The organism is Phormidium sp. FACHB-1136, from assembly GCF_014697375.1.
Classification (GTDB): Bacteria; Cyanobacteriota; Cyanobacteriia; order Phormidesmidales; family Phormidesmidaceae; genus Nodosilinea.
Genome location: NZ_JACJRS010000119.1, coordinates 1 through 15,678 on the forward strand (window position 1 = coordinate 1; position 15,678 = coordinate 15,678).

Genomic DNA, 15,678 nt, shown 5'->3' on the forward strand with positions numbered 1-15,678 from the left:
ATGCTGTTGAGGCTATCCATCGGTGCACCGTGTTTTACTTGCACCTGCACTCTATGCGGTGGATAGCTTTTTTCCAACCCAACCCCAAAAAACTGTCCGGAGTGTTGCCTCAGAGTACTAGAGCGTGGTACTGATTCAGCAGACGGTTGCCTACGATGCCGCTTTTCTAGCCCTTGCAGATTCATTGGAGGCTGACTTCTGGACTGCTGACAAACGTCTTTTCAATACTTGCCAGCGACTTCAATTGCCATGGGTATACTCATTACAAGAACTGGATACAATTGAGAAAAACGAATCTTAATATCTACCCCCACAGTCAATACTGTTGCTAATATTGCCAGCTTGATGTGTGGCCGTTGGTCAAGTTACTTTTTCAGATTCAGATTCCCAAATTCTTGAGAATCTGCTGGCTACTTTGCTGAAGCCATAGAGCCAAGCCTGCCAACTATCTCTTGCCCGTGACTTTCCCCAGTTTGTTCTACCCATGCCCCACAATCCTGTGCTATTTGATGTGCTAAAAGATCGCCTGCGGCAAGCGCCCCAGGGCAAAATCACCTTTGCGGAATTTATGGATCTGGCCCTCTACGATCCTGTTGGGGGGTACTATGCCACCCAAGTTGCCGCCGTTGGCCCCCAGGGGGATTTTGTGACCTCGCCCCACCTCAGCCGCGATTTTGGCGAATTGTTGACGGTGCAACTGGTGGAACTGTGGCATTATCTGGGCCAACCGGAGCCGTTTACCCTGGTGGAAATGGGGGCGGGCCAGGGCATTATGGCCGATGATGTGTTGGCCTATCTGCAAAGCCAGTTTCAGGATTGTTTTGCCGTCTTGGATTATAAAATTGTAGAAAAATCTCCGGTATTGCGGCACATTCAGCGAAAACGGCTGGAACCTTGGGCTAACCGAGTGACTTGGTGCGATTGGGCGGATCTCGCGGCGGATTCGGTGACGGGCTGCTGTTTTTCTAACGAACTGGTGGATGCCCTGCCTGTCCATCAGGTGATTCTGACCGAAACGGGGCTTCAGGAAATCTACGTCACCTTGGATGAGGACAGCAGCACCCTCAAGGACGTGATCGGCCCCCTATCCACCCCTCGCCTTGGGGAATACTTTGAGCGGGTGGGGGTGGACTGGGCCAAGGGCTACCCCCTGGGCTACCGCACCGAGGCCCATCTCGCCGCCCTAGACTGGATCGCCACCGTGACCGATGTGCTGCACCGGGGCTACCTGCTCACCATCGACTACGGCTACCCCGCCGAGCGTTACTACAACCCCCACCGCACCCAGGGCACCCTGCAATGCTACTACCAGCACGCCCACCACAACGATCCCTACCGCTACCTGGGCCACCAAGACATCACTGCCCACGTCAATTTCACGGCGTTGGAACGGCAGGGGGAACAGTGCGGCCTCACCATCCTGGGCCTGACCCAGCAGGCGATGTTTCTGATGGCCCTGGGGTTGGGAGATCGCCTTATGGATCTCGCCAAGATCCAATCCACCGATCCGGCTATCGTCAACCAAGCCATCCAGCGGCGCGACCAAATTCACCAGCTTATGAACCCCATGGGATTAGGCAACTTTTGGGTGTTGCTCCAGGGCAAAAACTTGACCCCGGAGATCGCCACCCAACCCATTTGCGGCTTTACAATTCCTCCCTTGGGCTAAGCCTAGCTGGCAACCACTTGCCTATAGAGTCGCGATTTTTAGAAGGCAGCTTAATGGGCCTATTGAGGTTATAAATAGACACCCAAAAACAACTGAAGGGTAGCCGCCATGGCCACCCTTCGTTAGATGTTTATTTAGCGAAAAACAACGGGAACAGTTTGTCCGTGTTTCAGAGTGAATTACTTATCTTGAGAAGCAAGCAATACGGAAACAAGTGAAGAAGTGACAAACGTAGGGGTTGATTGACCTTGGTAGTTCGATGTCTTGACCGACATAAAGGGCGAGATGTTTAACGCGGCAAAAGCCTAAGTTAGTGTCTCTAAGTGAACTGAGCAAGGTTGGTTTTGGGGTTTGGTGAACCTGTAACTAGCCTGCTTTTTCTTTGGCAAAACCTCAGAAAGGGAGCGAGGCTTGTATGGTTATTCAGTTGTCTTTCGATAGATTTAATCTAGCATGATTGATTCTAAAAAATCAGGCTGTTTACGGTTCTTCATAGGCTTTAAGCTGAGGTTGAATATCGACAAAAAACGACACATTTCTGAGAGTGATACTCTACAGGCCGCACTGGGAACGCTGTTTGTCGATGGCCCGCTGAAGCTGGGGCGTGAGGCCGAGTTGGGCGGTGCCGTAGAGACGGTCAAACTCGCGCTGGAAGTGGGCGGCGACGGTGGGGTTGCGGATCACCAGCAGGTTTTCGTCGTTGGTGGTGTTGGCGGCGTGGCTCCAGTTTTGGGATCCCATAATCACGGTCAGGCTATCCAAAACAGCGAACTTGTGGTGCAGTTTGTCGCCCTCGGCCAGGGTGGGAATGCCAACGCTGGTGATGGGGGTAGGCCAGGGGCGGTTTTCGCCATCCATTTTGCAGCGGTGGTCGGGCAGGCTCAGGCCCATCATGTCGAGCCCTTCGCTGTAGCTGCGGTAGGCAAAGCCAGGGTCAATCAGGGTACGGATCGGCACCCCCCGCTGGGCCACCGTCCAGAGATGGTTACTGATGGCCTGTTCTGAAAAGACGAATAGGGCTAGGTTCACCTGCTGGGTGGCTTGGCCTAGGGTTTTGGCAATCAGGCCGTTGACGCTGGTGGCCCAGGGCTGGGTGGGGGAGATGGGGGAAAATTGTACCTCCACGGTGGATCCAGGCACGGCGGCACGTTGGGCCGAACGGGCAGGCTTTTGCAGACCAAATTGGCTGTCGTCGGTTTTCCCTGGGCCATCGCCCCACATGAGGGCAAATTCTGCCGCGAAGGTTTGGGCCAAACTGGAGCTATCGATCACCAAAACGGCGTTGGCGTTGCCCCGGCTCTCTTCGGTACCGAGGTCGCCGTGGATGTCGCTCATCGTCCAGTTGGCGGAACCTGTGACCACCCGCCGCCCGTCGATCACCATAAATTTGTGGTGCATCAGGCCGCTGCCCTTGCTGCCGTCGGCGGTGTCGTCGATGCGGGGCACCTGGGCCTGATCGAGGATGGAGAGGGCATCGCGCTGGGCAATTTCGTCGGCGCTGAGGATGCCGTCTTGGTTGAGGTCTACGAACTGGTAAAGCTCGGTGGCCTTGTTGCGTTCGTGGTCATCCAAAAAGGAAAAATCGTTGCCTTGACGCTGGGCCATGGGGGTGCTGTAGCTGTTTTCCACCACCACCCGCACCCGCACACCCTGGGCTTGGCGTTCGCTGAGAGCCTGGGCAATGCGCGGCAGGGTAAATTCGTGAACCGCTACATCTACCGAGGTTTGGGCGCTGTGGATGGCGTCGATGATCACCTGTTCTAGGTCGTCGCCGTAGCGGGTAATCTTGCGGTAGGGGTCGGTGTAGACGGCAGCCTGACTTTGGTTGAAATACGCCTGAATGTAAGGATCTTGGGGCAATGGCGATAGGGTCGGGAGCTTGGCGTCGCTGCGAAACTGGCTGCTGAGGCCGACAAACAGCAACAGCCCTAGGCCAAACCCGATCCCCAAACGCCAGCGGGAAGATTTTAGTCGATGCACAGTGATGGGTTGAAATCGTCTGTGCTTAGAAAGCCCCTAGGACAGCGAGGACTATCAGCCCGATCCCCAGATCCGCCATTTCTCCTACAGACCAGTGCATTCTGTAAGGCGTAATCGTCAAGACGGCCTCAAAACCCGGATTCTTTGTCACTGCCCTGAGTTCGGGACTAACTCTGAAACAGAGAAGCTGGGTTTCTGGGAACAGGAGCCAGAATCAACAGCGATAAGATAAGAGCATCTCCTTACCCTGATCGCCATGTCTTTGTCTGTGCCGCCTGCTCCTGTTGTACCGTCCTTTGCCTGGGCGAAGGCGTTGGCCAGTCCCGCCACAGAATTCGCGGCAACCTCGCTCCAAGGTTTAGCGGGGGAGATTCCCGCTGGATTGCAGGGCACCCTCTACCGCAATGGCCCAGCGCGGTTGCAGCGCGGGGGAATCACCGTGGGTCACTGGTTTGATGGCGATGGCGCAATTTTGCGGGTGCAGTTTGCCGAGGGGCAGGCCGTGGCCAACTACCGCTACGTGCAATCGGCGGGCTTTCGGGACGAAGAGGCGGCTGACCAGTATCTCTATCGCGGCTACGGCAGCTTTGCCCCTGGTTCCCTATGGCAGCGCTGGCAAAGTCAGGTCAAAAATGTGGCCAATACCTCGGTGCTGGCCCTGCCGGATCGGCTGCTGGCCCTGTGGGAGGCGGGTCTGCCCCACGGGCTGGATTTAGAAACCCTGGAAACCCGTGGCCTCGACACCCTGGGCAGTTTGCGTCCCAGCGATGCCTTTTCGGCCCATCCCAAGCGCCACCCCCGCACCGGGGAAATTTTTAATGTGGGGGTGATTGCGGGGGGCAAGCCCGTCCTGCAAATCTACCGCTGCGATCCGAACGGCCAGGTCAAGGCCACCCAACGCATCGACCTAAACGGCATTCCGTTGATCCACGACTTCGCCCTAGCCGACCGCTACCTGGTGTTTTGCGTGTCTCCGGTGCGGCTGAACCCGTTGCCAGCGGTGTTTAGTCTGCAAACCTTTAGCGATGCCCTGCAATGGCAGCCCAAATGGGGCACCCAAATCATCGTGGTGGAGGCTGAAAGCCTAGAAGTCCTCGCCTGGGAGCAAGCCGAACCCTGGTATCAATGGCACTTTGGCCATAGCGTCCTCCATGGGGACGACACCATCGGCCTAGACCTGGTGCGCTACGCCGACTTTGCCACCAACCAACAGCTTAAGGAAGTCGCGGCTGGCCAGATCCACACTCCCGCCGAGGCCCAGCTTTGGCACTACCGCATCGACCCCCACAGCGGCAACATTCTTGAGCAGCACTGCGCTGTGGATCGCCACTGCGAGTTTCCCGTCACCCACATTCCCGCCGAGGGGCCAGCCCTCACCTACCTCAGCGCCCACCGCACCCTGCCCACCCCCACGGGGGATTTTTTCGATGCCGTGGCCCAGTTCAACCCCCAAACCCAGGAGGTCACCCTTGCTGACCCCGGCCCTGGCTACTATCCCTCCGAGGCCATCCCCGTGCCAGATCGCCACAACCCTGGCCAACACTGGGTGATCACCGTGGTTTACAACAGCCACGACCACCGCAGCGAAGTGTGGATCTACGACGGCAACGCCTTTGGTGCGGATCCTGTCGCCCGCTTACTACTGCCAGCCGTGATTCCCCACAGCTTCCACGGCACCTGGCATTCGGGCCTAGACGCATGGGGCTCGTAACGGGACGATCTGTGGTGGGAGACGGTTTATTGTGGAACGCTCCATGGTGGACTGGCTTGTAACGGGTTTGGGCTATGGTGTTGCTCAACCCTGCTGGATGTGTGGATCTATACCTGGGCTAACCAAGCGATGAAACACACCCCTGGCCCTTGGTGGCTCACGGTTTGATCCATGAGTTCCGATAAGGCCCGCTGGTAGTCGGGGGGAACGGGGCTGATTAAGTCTAGATGGCCGCCCATGGCCTCCATCAGTTCCTGGGCGATGGCCAGTCCTAGGCCTGTGCCGGGAATGTCTCCACTGGCCCGGACGCCACGGAAATGACGCTCAAAAATCCGGGGCTGATCCGCTAGCGGAATGCCCTGACCTGTATCGCCCACCGCTAGACCCTGGAAGGTTTGGCCCTCCACCACCTGACTGAGACCACCCACCACCCAAATGACCGACCCCGCCGGAGCATATTTGAGGGCGTTATCCAGCAGGTTGCTAAGCACCTCTGCCAGAGCTTTCGGATCCATCCATACCCCTGGCAGGTCATCGGGCAATTGCTCCACCAGGTACAGCCCCCGATCCTGGGCGATGGCCGTGGCCGATTGCAGGAGCGGCGTGACCAAATCCACCCAAGATCCGACCACTCGCTGGAGCGAACGTCCCCAGCGGAGGCTGTCTGGGAGGGGCGATTCGGGCGCGGGGGTGGCCTCTGGGGTAGCGGTTTCTGGCAGCAATAGCCCCCCCTGGGTCGCCCCTGGGCCAAAGATCCCTCGCCGCAAGGATCCGGGGCTATCGGCCTGGAGCGCATCGTCCCCCTGGGCCAGCGCTTCATCAAAGGTTTGAGCCAAATCCTGCAATCGCCGACTCTCCCGCACAATGCCCTCAGCGATGGGCTGATTGGGGTCATCGGCGGGAATACGCTTGACCAACAGCCGCCCAAAGGTTTGCAGGGCCGTGAGAGGATTGCGAAACTGGTGCAATAGATCGTGAAACGTCTCCGATTGGGTCGCTTGGGCCAGATGGCGCTGCTGAAACTGCTGTTGCAACCACTGCCCCCGCTGATCGAGAATCCAGGCCAGAGCTAGGGTATTGGCCACCTGCTCGGCCCGCTGTCGATCCTCTCGACTCCAGGCGAGGGCGGGTCGATGGCTCACCAACATGCCCAACGCCACGCCCTCATGCATCAGAGGGTGCACTAGGGGCGGAGTTGCCACTGTCTCTGACGATGCATCGGCTAGGGGCACAGCGGGCACCGCCGGAGTCACGGGGGGAGGGGCGGTTTCTGTGGGGGCGGTTTCCGTCGAGACCCAGACCGTCGATTCGGTCGGCGTCATGGGGGCCAACCCGTCAGGCAACCCCGCCCAAGGATTATCGGTTTCGGGGTAGGCCACCAGGGGCACCAAGGACAGCCCCATGGCGTTGTCGGCCTGTTCCGCCAGGTATACCACCGTTGAGTGCGCCGCCAAAGCCTGGGTCAGCAGCACCACCTGCGACTGGCAAAGGGCAATAAACTCAGTGCTGGCAAAGGCCATAATTACGATCAAACCGAAGAGTATGACGAGAGAAAAATTAAAGTTTTGTCAAATTTTTAACAGTTCTGTTCAAGGCTGATCATGGGGATACTGGCTTCAGCCTTTACCACATAAGGGTTACAGCGCTACAGACTGAACATTTAAGAGAAGTTGAAATTCTCATTTCAAGCCTATATACTTGGCCTGGTTCAATAATTTGTAATCAAAACTACATCCAGATATCTACAGAGAGGGAGGTAGGTAACTTGGCAAGGAGACGCAAGCGTAAGAGCCGTCGTCGTTTGGAAGGTCGCCGCATTCTAGAGGCTGTTCCTCAGTATAGTATCGAGAGCGGTAATGAAAAACCGGTCACCGCAGCTCGAAACTTCATTCATTCGGAAGGCATTGCCCCCCCGGCGCTGCTCCTTGTGAAGCGGAATGAGCATACGACAGATCGGTATTTTTGGGCTGAGAAGGGCCTCTTCGGAGCCCAGTATGTTGAGGAAAATCACTTCCTCTTCCCCAGTCTGCGAGTGCTGCTCGGCGAAGACGAGGACGCTTCAGTAGAAACCGCCGCTCGCTAGGCAGCGTCATCATCACGACGGGGTTTTCCCCTGGGAGGGGGTTTTCGGACTTCCTCCCTTTTTTATAGTCCAGATGCTGATGGCCCAGGGGTTGTGGCCCTTAGGTCTAGAAAATTGGCCTAAGATCCTAGGCGCGAGATCGTTCCCGAAACGAGATGGGTTCGGTATGATGGGGACAGGGTTTACTACGGCGTTGGTGACTACCAACAATGTTTTACGATCTATATTTCTTCTCAACGGGAGCTGAGTTGTGTCGGCGGCAGTAAACCGGGCCTGTACCTGGAAACTTCAAGCCTGACGCCAAGGCACCCACCTGGTTCGTCCAGGTCGAAGGCTGAGGTAAGACGGCGTTGCGGTAGACCCCTTCAAAATTCCTCCGTTGATTTCGGTCGGCGGGGGAATTTTTGTATGAAATACTGATCCGCCATTCTGGTTGATGCCTCCCCGGTGATGATTCCCAGGGTAAGGGGGCGAGGTCTCCTCGTCCCTACCGTCTGTCCTTTATCGACTCACCCATGCCGAAGTCTTTTCCGGTTACCCTGTCCAAGATGTCTAGGATCGCAGGCACCCAAGGGATCCGCTGGCCCTGGGGAAAACTGGGCTGGGTGGGGCTGAGTGGGGGGCTGATGGCCCTGGCTCTGCCTCCCTTGAGTTGGTGGCCTCTAGCCTGGGTGGCACTGGTGCCCCTGTGGTGGGTGGTGCTGGGCTGTTCAAACTGGCGAGCGGCAATGGGCTATGGGCTGCTGTGGGGCATGGTGTACTACGGTATTTCCCTCGCTTGGATTACCCACCTCCATCCCCTCATGTGGCTGGGGGTGCCCTGGGTGGGCAGTGTGGCCATTGCCCTAGGAGCCTGGGGCATCATTACCCTGTGGGGGGCAGCCTGTATTGCCCTGTGGGGGGTGGGGTTGCGCTGGATGGCCCACCGTTGGCCCCAGGCATTGCTGTGGCGGGTGTTGGCGGCTACGGCCCTGTGGTGTTTGCTCGAAACCCTGCGGAACTATAGCCCCCTCGACTGGTCGCCCCTGGGCCTGACCCAAAGCCCTAATAACCTATGGGTGTTGTCCTGGGCAAGGCTTTCTGGGCCAACCACCCTCACCGCCTTGCTAGTGGCCACCAATGGGTTCTGGGCCGAAGCCATAAGCCCCCAGGGCTACCGCTGGGGCCGACGGGGGCTGGTGGGGCTGGGGTTAGGGTTGGTTGTCCTGAGCCATGGTCTAGGCTGGGCCAATTATCAAGCCATGGCTCCACGGCCTGCGCTACCCGGTGCCGATCCATCCCTTCAGACCCTCACCCTGGGGCTGGTGCAGGGCAATGTGCCCACCCGTGAAAAGCTAACCCCGGCGGGCATTCGGCAGGCGATGACCACCTATACCAAGGGCTATCAGTCCCTAGTTGATCAAGGGGTAGAGGCGGTGATCACCCCAGAGGGAGCGCTGCCTGTCATTTGGCGATCTGGGGATCCTCTGGTGGAGGCGCTGACATCGTTGGTGACCCAAACCGGGGTGCCGCTGTGGCTGGGTACCTTTGCCCCGGTGGATGGCCAGCCCCGCCACTATACCCAAAGCCTGCTAGAACTCCGCCCCCAGAATGTTGAGGATGTTGATCCTGAGTATTCCGGCAACGGTGCCCGTTACCACGCCCGCTACAACAAAGTGCAACTGGTGCCCCTGGGGGAATATATCCCCTTCGAGCCTGTGCTGGGGCGGATTATCCAGCGCCTATCTCCCCTGGAGAGCTACCTAGTGCCGGGGCAAGCAGGGCAGCAGTTTGACACCAGCCTGGGCCGAGCCACCGTCGGCATTTGCTACGAATCGGCCTACAGCCGCCTGTTGCGGCCCCAAACTCGCCAGGGAGGGCGCTTTATCCTCACCGCCTCCAACAACGACCCCTACCCCCCCGGCATGATGGCCCAACACCACGCCTTTGATGTGCTGCGGGCGGTAGAAAGTGATCGCTGGGCCGTGCGGGTGACCAATACAGGGCTATCGGGATTGGTGGACAACCGAGGCCGCACCCGCTGGCTGGGCCAACCGCACCAAGCCGTGACCTACGCCGCCACCTTAGAACTACGCCAAACCCAAACCCCCTATGTGCGCTGGGGAGACTGGCTGTTACCCCTACTGGTGGGCGGCAGTGTGGTGCTGTCTTCAAGGCCAAAAAGCTGACCCATTTTCCAGGGGAGACACCCCTCTGCACGATGGCTGTGGATGGAGGGATAATGAAAATTATTGGAAAATAATCATAACTTTATGCTGAAGGCCGAAAATCTTTACGAAGATATGGGTAGTTCAATGTGGCAATGACCTCCCAGGGTGACGGGCCAGCGTTTTTATCACCTACCCCTAGGCCAAATTCCTATGTATGCCCTAGCGACCGATCATCTGCTCTACTACAAAATTACCTCGGAGCCCGCTGGCCTCAAGATCCGTATTTGGGAAACCCCGGATACGGCGGAGGATCACCCAGGGGCTTACACCTACATCATCAACCGCCGGGTGGCCGACATGGCCGAAGCTAAGGCGGTGTTGTCCCAGCATTTAGCTCTCAATGGCGGCGCTTTGGCCTGCGACCAAGCAGAGTTTCCCAACAAAGGCAAAATTCGGTTGTTGGCCTTCCCCACTTGGAACCGCGAAGGCATGGCCTAGCGGCCCTGACCTTATACTAAATCCGGTTTACTTACCCACGGTATCAGCGGGTGAGGGGATCTCGCCCCTACGGTTTGTCGGCCTGGGAATCGGGGTCTTCTGGCTCGGATTTGGTATTAGAGATCGGTGCGATGAGATCTGGATAGAAGACGTACCCTCAGTAGGGCACCTCGATTAATTGCCTTATTGCGAATCTGAAGAGCCTGGAACCATTGGAGTCTCGTGCCCATTCTCAATAAGATTTGTATTTTTCGAGGTGCCCAGTAGATCACAAACACGCTAGATCACAAACACGCTTTTTTGCCATGATCCAGCCCTCCTGGGAGAGGCTGGGGGGAGAGGGCTGGGGGGGCTTTGCGATCTCCTGATCCCGCTTGCCCCAGGATTGCCAGAGTCATAGATGGCTAGAACAGCGGCACCGTAGCGTCGATGGTGAGGCCAAAGAGGGTGTCGTCAAAGCTAAGGCGAGGGTCGGAGGAACGACCAAAGCTCAACCCACCGTACAGGCTCAACCGCACCTGGGGGGTGATGCTGTAGACCGCTTGGCCCAACAGTTGTTGCACCGTGTCGTAGCGATCCTGTTGGGTGTAGTCATTCAGGTTGATCTGGTAGTTTAGGCCAACGTGCCACTGGGGGCTGAGGGTGTAGCCCAGGTAGGTTCCGGCGGTTTGGGAGAGGCGGCTGACATCCGTTGCAACCACGCCGTTGCTGGTTTGGAATCGGGCTTGGGCATCGTTCCACTGCACCCGATAGAAACTATCTAGGGTGAGCTTGGAGGTGAAGGGGTCGCGCCGTCCTAGGGTGAGCGCTACGGATCGGTTGTCAAAAAAGCTGAGCCGCGATGCTCCGGCTTGTAGCAATTCCTGGTAGGCGACGCCAATCTGCACGTAGGAACGGGGCGATAGACCTTGGCGCAGGGCCAACCGCACCTGCCAGTCATCGTAGTTGAGGGTAGCCTCGCGACCGTAGCGCTGAAGCCCAACATCGACGCTGCCAATCAGGGCCGTTTGGGGGCCAAGGCTGGGATAAACCGACAGGCTGGCCGCCGGACGGTAAAACGTATCCCCCGTGAGGCTACCCACATCATTGACCAGCAGCAGCACATTATCGCTGTTCACCACGGAGAAGCGGGCGGAGAGAAAGCCAACCTTGGGCGGGGCGGGGCGGGTAGGCAGGTTGGGGAGATCCCGAATTCTTAAAATCCCCAGTTCGGGATCCTCTAGGGGATTGCGTACCCGAATCACCCCCAGATCGGGATCCACCAGTTGCGTATCGAGATCCTCCCCTTGACCTAAGGGGACATTCTCATCGGGGGCCGGGGTGTTGACGGGTTCGGGTACCTCCTGATGGAAGGCAGACCAAGGAGCCTCTGCGGGCACTTGGCCGTTCTCCCAGGGGTGAGGATTGGGGTCGGGTGGTACCGCAATGACGGGATCTGCGTTGGGGTCAGGGGCCGCCATGGCGACGGGATGGCCCAAGCCAAACCACCCTAGACCTAGCAGGGCTAAGGTAACGCGTGACCGTCGTGGGTGGAGGGCAAACATCATCTAGATTAGAACAGATCGGAATCGGAGCCGTAGAGCGCACGTATCCGTAGAATCACTACCTTGCTTCGGGGTTCCCGATCATGGGTGCTTAACTTTATCAAAGTTTTATAAACTTCGTAGGGAGTTTTGTAAGCTTGCCCCCTAGGTCATTTTGCGTAACCTACGATGGATAGGATATTCAGGTGTGCGCAACCCATTCCTATGGGTTCACCCTGCCCTAGGGGAAACCCGTGGGAACACGGATGAACCTTGCGAAGTCGTACTCCATAAGTCAAGTTTTGTCCGATTTTTGACGAAAACCTGGCGAAAGCCGTTGAAGGGTAGAACAGGTGGAACCAGGGCCGTCACGGATCGCATACAACAACCGACCCATGGGATTGGGGTGAGAACGTCGTTAATGGCCTGTATATCATGCTCAAGCACGGATTATCGGCAACCGTTGCCGCTAGATGGATGATCCTGGGCGCTTCCCTGGGGATGCTTGGGTTGGCTTGGGTGGCCGGATTGCCAGCCCAGGCCAATGTGACCCTTACCCGCGCCGATATCGAGGCTATTCTCAACCGGGTAGAACTGATTCCTCAGGGACGGGCGGCCCGGACGGCTCGGCAGCGAGATGTGATGGCCGTCGGAGATACCCTGCGCACGGCGGCTCAGGCCCAGGCCCAACTCCGCTTTAACGATGGATCCCTAGCTCGGGTGGGGGAACGGGCTACCTTTCAATTTGTGCCCAATACTCGCAACTTTCGCCTGTCCAATGGCACTATGCTGCTGTTAATTCCCCCTGGGCGCGGACGCAGCACCATTCAAACCCCCAGTGCAATTACTGGCATTCAGGGGTCGGCAGTCGTGGTACGTCACAGCGAGGAGCGCAACCTTACGATGGTGATGGCCCTGACTAACAACCCGGCGGGGCCAATGACTTTGACCCTCCAGGGCTGTGGTGACAATGGAGCAGCAGGGAGCTGTGTGACAGAATACGACCTCTATGCCGGACAGATGGCCATCGTGCAGAATAATCAGGTACAAATTCTAGAGTTTGACCTGTCTACCTTCTACGCCACGAGTCCCCTCACCGAGGGCCTAGACTTGAACAACCCAGACCCCTCCGTTTCCCTGGGGCCAGCCTTGGATCTGGTGAGAGCGGAAACCCTAGAGGCTTTATCGCAGGCATCGACCTTTACGAACGCAGTGGTGCTCAATCCAGCCGCAGTGGCCATTTCACCCACGCCCCAAAGTTCGGTGAATGAGCCCTGGCTACTGTCTCCCGCCATCACCGAAACCCAAGTATCCGGGCAACTGCCCCCTGTTCTTCCCTCGTCCTTAGTGCCCACTTCAGCCGCTGCGACACCGCCGCTGATGGTGATGCCGCCTGCGCCTGTGCAACCCCCTGCTGTGTCGCCCCCTGTAGCCCAGCCACCTGTGGCTAATCCGCCCGTAGCCCAGCCACCTGTAAATCCGCCTATGGCTAATCCGCCCAATGGCCCAACCGTTCCGGCTAGTCCTCCTCCCTTTCAGAGCAATCCGACGGTACCAGCTAACCCTCCTGCGAATCCGCCTGTTATTTTTCAGTCTGATGATGTCGATGATTAAGCCGCTCTAGGGCAGGGGTTCGAGCCCCGTGGTGGAGTTGAGGCCCAGCCTGGTATGACAACCTTCAGGCGATTGGGATTCAGAATATTCGTAGATCTGCCGTCGCGAGATCTCCCTACGATCAGTACGGTTCTACCCACCTGAGGAATGGGGCAACGTTGGTTACCTTATATTTAGATGTTTGAATTCCCATTCACATCCAAGTCCACCCTCAGCGGCTTGCCGTAGCACAAGCGCCCTCCGGGACTTGGTAAGCCCCCGGCGATTTGACCCTTACTGCCAGCAAAGCGAGGTATCCACGGTGAACAACTCTTCCGGTAAACCCCCAGAACTTTTCAACGGCTTTAAAGCCTCTGAGTATGGCAACTCGCTGATGCAGTATGTCCATGCCATGAGCCCTGAGACCATCGCCCAACTGTCCAATCCGGCGTCTTCGGAAGTCCAGCAAATGATGGAACACAACATCATTGGTCTGTTGGGGGGGTTGCCTTCCCAGCATTTTGACGTGGAAATTACTACCAATCGCGAAAGCCTAGGGCGGCTGTTGGCCTCTGCTATGATGAGCGGGTACTTTTTGCGCGGAGCCGAACAGCGCATGGCCATGGAGCAATCCTTTGTCCTCGCCGACTCTGCCCCTGATTCTGAGTGACCCCTCGCGCTACCCATTCATCCTTGCCCGACTCGTCCCTGGATGCCGCTTTCCAGGCCCGCCGTTGTCGTGATGGCGAAGCCTCCTACCTAACGGTGGCGCTGGATATGTTGCCCACGGCTGAATCCACCGCTGAATTGTCAGATGAATCTGCAACTGAATCGGCGAAACAGGCTGGGGACAGAAAACTCACAACGTTGGATCCGGCTGGGGCAGTCTCCCCCTGGCCGGATTTTGTCGTGGCGGAACTGCGGGCTAATCTGCTGACTTGGTATGGGCAAATGGGGCGACAACTGCCCTGGCGAAATATCGACAACCCCTACGCTATCTGGGTTTCGGAGATGATGTTGCAGCAAACCCAGGTGAAGACCGTGCGGCCCTACTACGAGCGCTGGCTGGGGCAGTTTCCCACCGTGGAAGCCCTGGCAGCGGCGGAGTTACAAACGGTGCTGAAAGCCTGGGAAGGGTTGGGCTACTATGCCCGTGCCCGCAATCTGTACCAGGCTGCCCAGCGTATTGTGAGCGAGCATAACGGCCAAATTCCCCAAAAATTTGACCAAATCACCGCCCTTCCTGGCATTGGCCGCACCACAGCAGGGGGTATCCTCAGTTCCGCCTACAATCTGCCCTACGCGATTTTGGATGGCAATGTGAAACGGGTGCTGGCTCGACTCGTCGCCCTGCCTGTGCCCCCTGCCAAGGCCATGAACACCCTGTGGGATTTGTCCGAGCGGGTGCTGGATCCTGAAAATCCCCGTGACTTTAACCAGGCCATCATGGATTTGGGGGCCACCCTCTGCACCCGCCGCCAGCCCAATTGCCCCCGCTGTCCTTGGCAGGGCCACTGTCGCGCCTATAATCTGAATGTGCAAACGGAGATCCCGATGACCGAAAGCAAAGCCCCCATTCCCCACAAACACATTGGCGTCGCGGTGATTTGGAACGACCAAGGCCAAGTGTTGATCGACCGTCGCAAGCCGGAAGGGTTGCTGGGCGGATTGTGGGAATTTCCGGGCGGCAAAATTGAAACCGGGGAAACCGTAGAAGCCTGCATCCGTCGCGAAATTCAAGAAGAGCTGGGCATCGACATTGCCGTGGGCGAATTGCTCTGCACCGTCACTCACACCTATTCCCACTTTAAAGTCACCCTCAACGTCCACCACTGCACCCACCTCAGCGGCGACCCCCAACCCATCGAATGCGACGAAGTGCGCTGGGTCAACCTCGGCCAAATCGAAGAATATCCCTTCCCCAGGGCCAACATCCAAATTATCGACGCCCTCAAAGCCCACACTCAAGCCAATTGAGCCCCATGTGTAGAGCCATGAAGGAGGATGCCAGAGCGGTTTCTTCGCCCCCTACAATGGGGGCAGTCCTTCATCGAGCATTCACTATGACGGTTGAAACCGTAGGCAGCCCACCCCCGGAAGCGGATCAAATTAAGACAGTGTTGGAGCAGCAGTTGCCCAGCATCATCGCCAGCTTTAACCAAGTGCTGCGCGAACAGTATGGCATCACGGGCGTCAGCGTCGGTGGTTTTAGCGTTGTGCCCGAAAGTGCTGTGGCCGGAACCGTCGTCTGCGATCAGGAAAGCTGCTCGATCAACTAAATAGCAGCGCTGACGTAGGCGTCTGCAACCATGGACGGATCTACGGGTTTGTGCCTTAATACAGAACCCAGGAGTCTTGAAGATGATACCAATCCGACATGAAGTTGAGCATAATAGAGGATGACGTTCGAGAGGGTAGAAAGGATGGCCCGTCCCTTCGTGATTGAGGTTGGTGAAAGCGAAACCTTTCTG

At 57.5% G+C, this 15,678-nt stretch carries 13 protein-coding genes and 1 other RNA gene; 10 read left to right on the forward strand and 4 right to left on the reverse strand.

The annotated features are described in order from the left end of the window. The first annotated feature begins 484 nt into the window (after positions 1–484). Entirely contained in the window at positions 485–1,669 is a 1,185-nt protein-coding gene (locus H6G62_RS23195) for a class I SAM-dependent methyltransferase (RefSeq protein WP_190499629.1), read from the forward strand. A 552-nt stretch (positions 1,670–2,221) separates the two neighbouring features. Here the strand turns inward: H6G62_RS23195 and H6G62_RS23200 are convergent. Then, on the reverse strand, positions 2,222–3,649 hold the full coding sequence (locus H6G62_RS23200) for a phospholipase D-like domain-containing protein (RefSeq protein ID WP_190499632.1): 1,428 nt from the start codon (positions 3,647–3,649) through the stop codon (positions 2,222–2,224). Positions 3,650–3,917: 268 nt separating this feature from the next. On the opposite strand from H6G62_RS23200, the gene H6G62_RS23205 reads away from it, so the two are divergent. Continuing rightward, complete coding sequence (locus H6G62_RS23205) at positions 3,918–5,360, forward strand: carotenoid oxygenase family protein (RefSeq protein WP_347239413.1); 1,443 nt, start codon at positions 3,918–3,920, stop codon at positions 5,358–5,360. Between the two features lie 107 nt (positions 5,361–5,467). Here the strand turns inward: H6G62_RS23205 and H6G62_RS23210 are convergent, their stop codons facing one another. Next, positions 5,468–6,880: a sensor histidine kinase gene (locus H6G62_RS23210; RefSeq protein ID WP_190499636.1), complete on the reverse strand. Its 1,413-nt coding sequence runs from the start codon at positions 6,878–6,880 to the stop codon at positions 5,468–5,470. A 245-nt stretch (positions 6,881–7,125) separates the two neighbouring features. Here H6G62_RS23210 and H6G62_RS23215 point away from each other — a divergent pair, with 245 nt between their 5' ends. The 4 genes from H6G62_RS23215 to H6G62_RS23230 all read left to right on the forward strand — a co-directional run bounded on the left by H6G62_RS23215 (position 7,126) and on the right by H6G62_RS23230 (position 10,091). Beyond that, on the forward strand, positions 7,126–7,443 hold the full coding sequence (locus tag H6G62_RS23215) for a DUF3155 domain-containing protein (protein WP_190499639.1): 318 nt from the start codon (positions 7,126–7,128) through the stop codon (positions 7,441–7,443). Between the two features lie 179 nt (positions 7,444–7,622). Beyond that, positions 7,623–7,806, forward strand: a non-coding RNA gene (ssrS, locus tag H6G62_RS23220) — 6S RNA. Positions 7,807–7,958: 152 nt separating this feature from the next. Beyond that, the gene (gene lnt / locus H6G62_RS23225; protein WP_190499641.1) at positions 7,959–9,611 is read left to right on the forward strand and encodes an apolipoprotein N-acyltransferase; all 1,653 of its coding nucleotides are present in this window, start codon (positions 7,959–7,961) and stop codon (positions 9,609–9,611) included. A 147-nt stretch (positions 9,612–9,758) separates the two neighbouring features. After that, entirely contained in the window at positions 9,759–10,091 is a 333-nt protein-coding gene (locus H6G62_RS23230) for a hypothetical protein (RefSeq protein ID WP_190499643.1), read from the forward strand. A gap of 404 nt (positions 10,092–10,495) precedes the next feature. On the opposite strand, the gene H6G62_RS23235 is transcribed toward H6G62_RS23230, so the two are convergent. After that, positions 10,496–11,569 (reverse strand): hypothetical protein, encoded by a 1,074-nt coding sequence (locus tag H6G62_RS23235; protein WP_190499644.1) that lies wholly within the window; start codon positions 11,567–11,569, stop codon positions 10,496–10,498. A gap of 480 nt (positions 11,570–12,049) precedes the next feature. Between H6G62_RS23235 and H6G62_RS23240 the strand changes: the two genes are divergently transcribed. The 4 genes from H6G62_RS23240 to H6G62_RS23255 all read left to right on the forward strand — a co-directional run bounded on the left by H6G62_RS23240 (position 12,050) and on the right by H6G62_RS23255 (position 15,486). Continuing rightward, complete coding sequence (locus tag H6G62_RS23240) at positions 12,050–13,228, forward strand: FecR domain-containing protein (protein WP_190499646.1); 1,179 nt, start codon at positions 12,050–12,052, stop codon at positions 13,226–13,228. A gap of 301 nt (positions 13,229–13,529) precedes the next feature. Further along, complete coding sequence (locus tag H6G62_RS23245; protein WP_347239414.1) at positions 13,530–13,877, forward strand: DUF760 domain-containing protein; 348 nt, start codon at positions 13,530–13,532, stop codon at positions 13,875–13,877. Further along, on the forward strand, positions 13,874–15,184 hold the full coding sequence (mutY, locus tag H6G62_RS23250; RefSeq protein WP_347239415.1) for an A/G-specific adenine glycosylase: 1,311 nt from the start codon (positions 13,874–13,876) through the stop codon (positions 15,182–15,184). Before H6G62_RS23245 ends, mutY begins: the two co-directional genes overlap by 4 nt. 86 nt (positions 15,185–15,270) lie before the next feature. Then, on the forward strand, positions 15,271–15,486 hold the full coding sequence (locus H6G62_RS23255; RefSeq protein WP_190499648.1) for a hypothetical protein: 216 nt from the start codon (positions 15,271–15,273) through the stop codon (positions 15,484–15,486). Here H6G62_RS23255 and H6G62_RS27530 read toward each other — a convergent pair. Further along, positions 15,483–15,678: hypothetical protein (locus H6G62_RS27530; protein WP_206755655.1), on the reverse strand; the 196-nt coding region annotated here is incomplete at its 5' end. The two genes, H6G62_RS23255 and H6G62_RS27530, sit on opposite strands and share 4 nt — an antisense overlap.

Bases quoted from the DNA above. Each gene is read 5' to 3' on its own strand.
- H6G62_RS23240 (WP_190499646.1), top strand. From the start codon at position 12,050: ATGCTCAAGCACGGATTATCGGCAACCGTTGCCGCTAGATGGATGATC.
- H6G62_RS23255 (WP_190499648.1), top strand. From the start codon at position 15,271: ATGACGGTTGAAACCGTAGGCAGCCCACCCCCGGAAGCGGATCAAATT.
- H6G62_RS23195 (WP_190499629.1), top strand. From the start codon at position 485: ATGCCCCACAATCCTGTGCTATTTGATGTGCTAAAAGATCGCCTGCGG.
- H6G62_RS23210 (WP_190499636.1), bottom strand. From the start codon at position 6,880: ATGGCCTTTGCCAGCACTGAGTTTATTGCCCTTTGCCAGTCGCAGGTG.
- lnt (WP_190499641.1), top strand. From the start codon at position 7,959: ATGCCGAAGTCTTTTCCGGTTACCCTGTCCAAGATGTCTAGGATCGCA.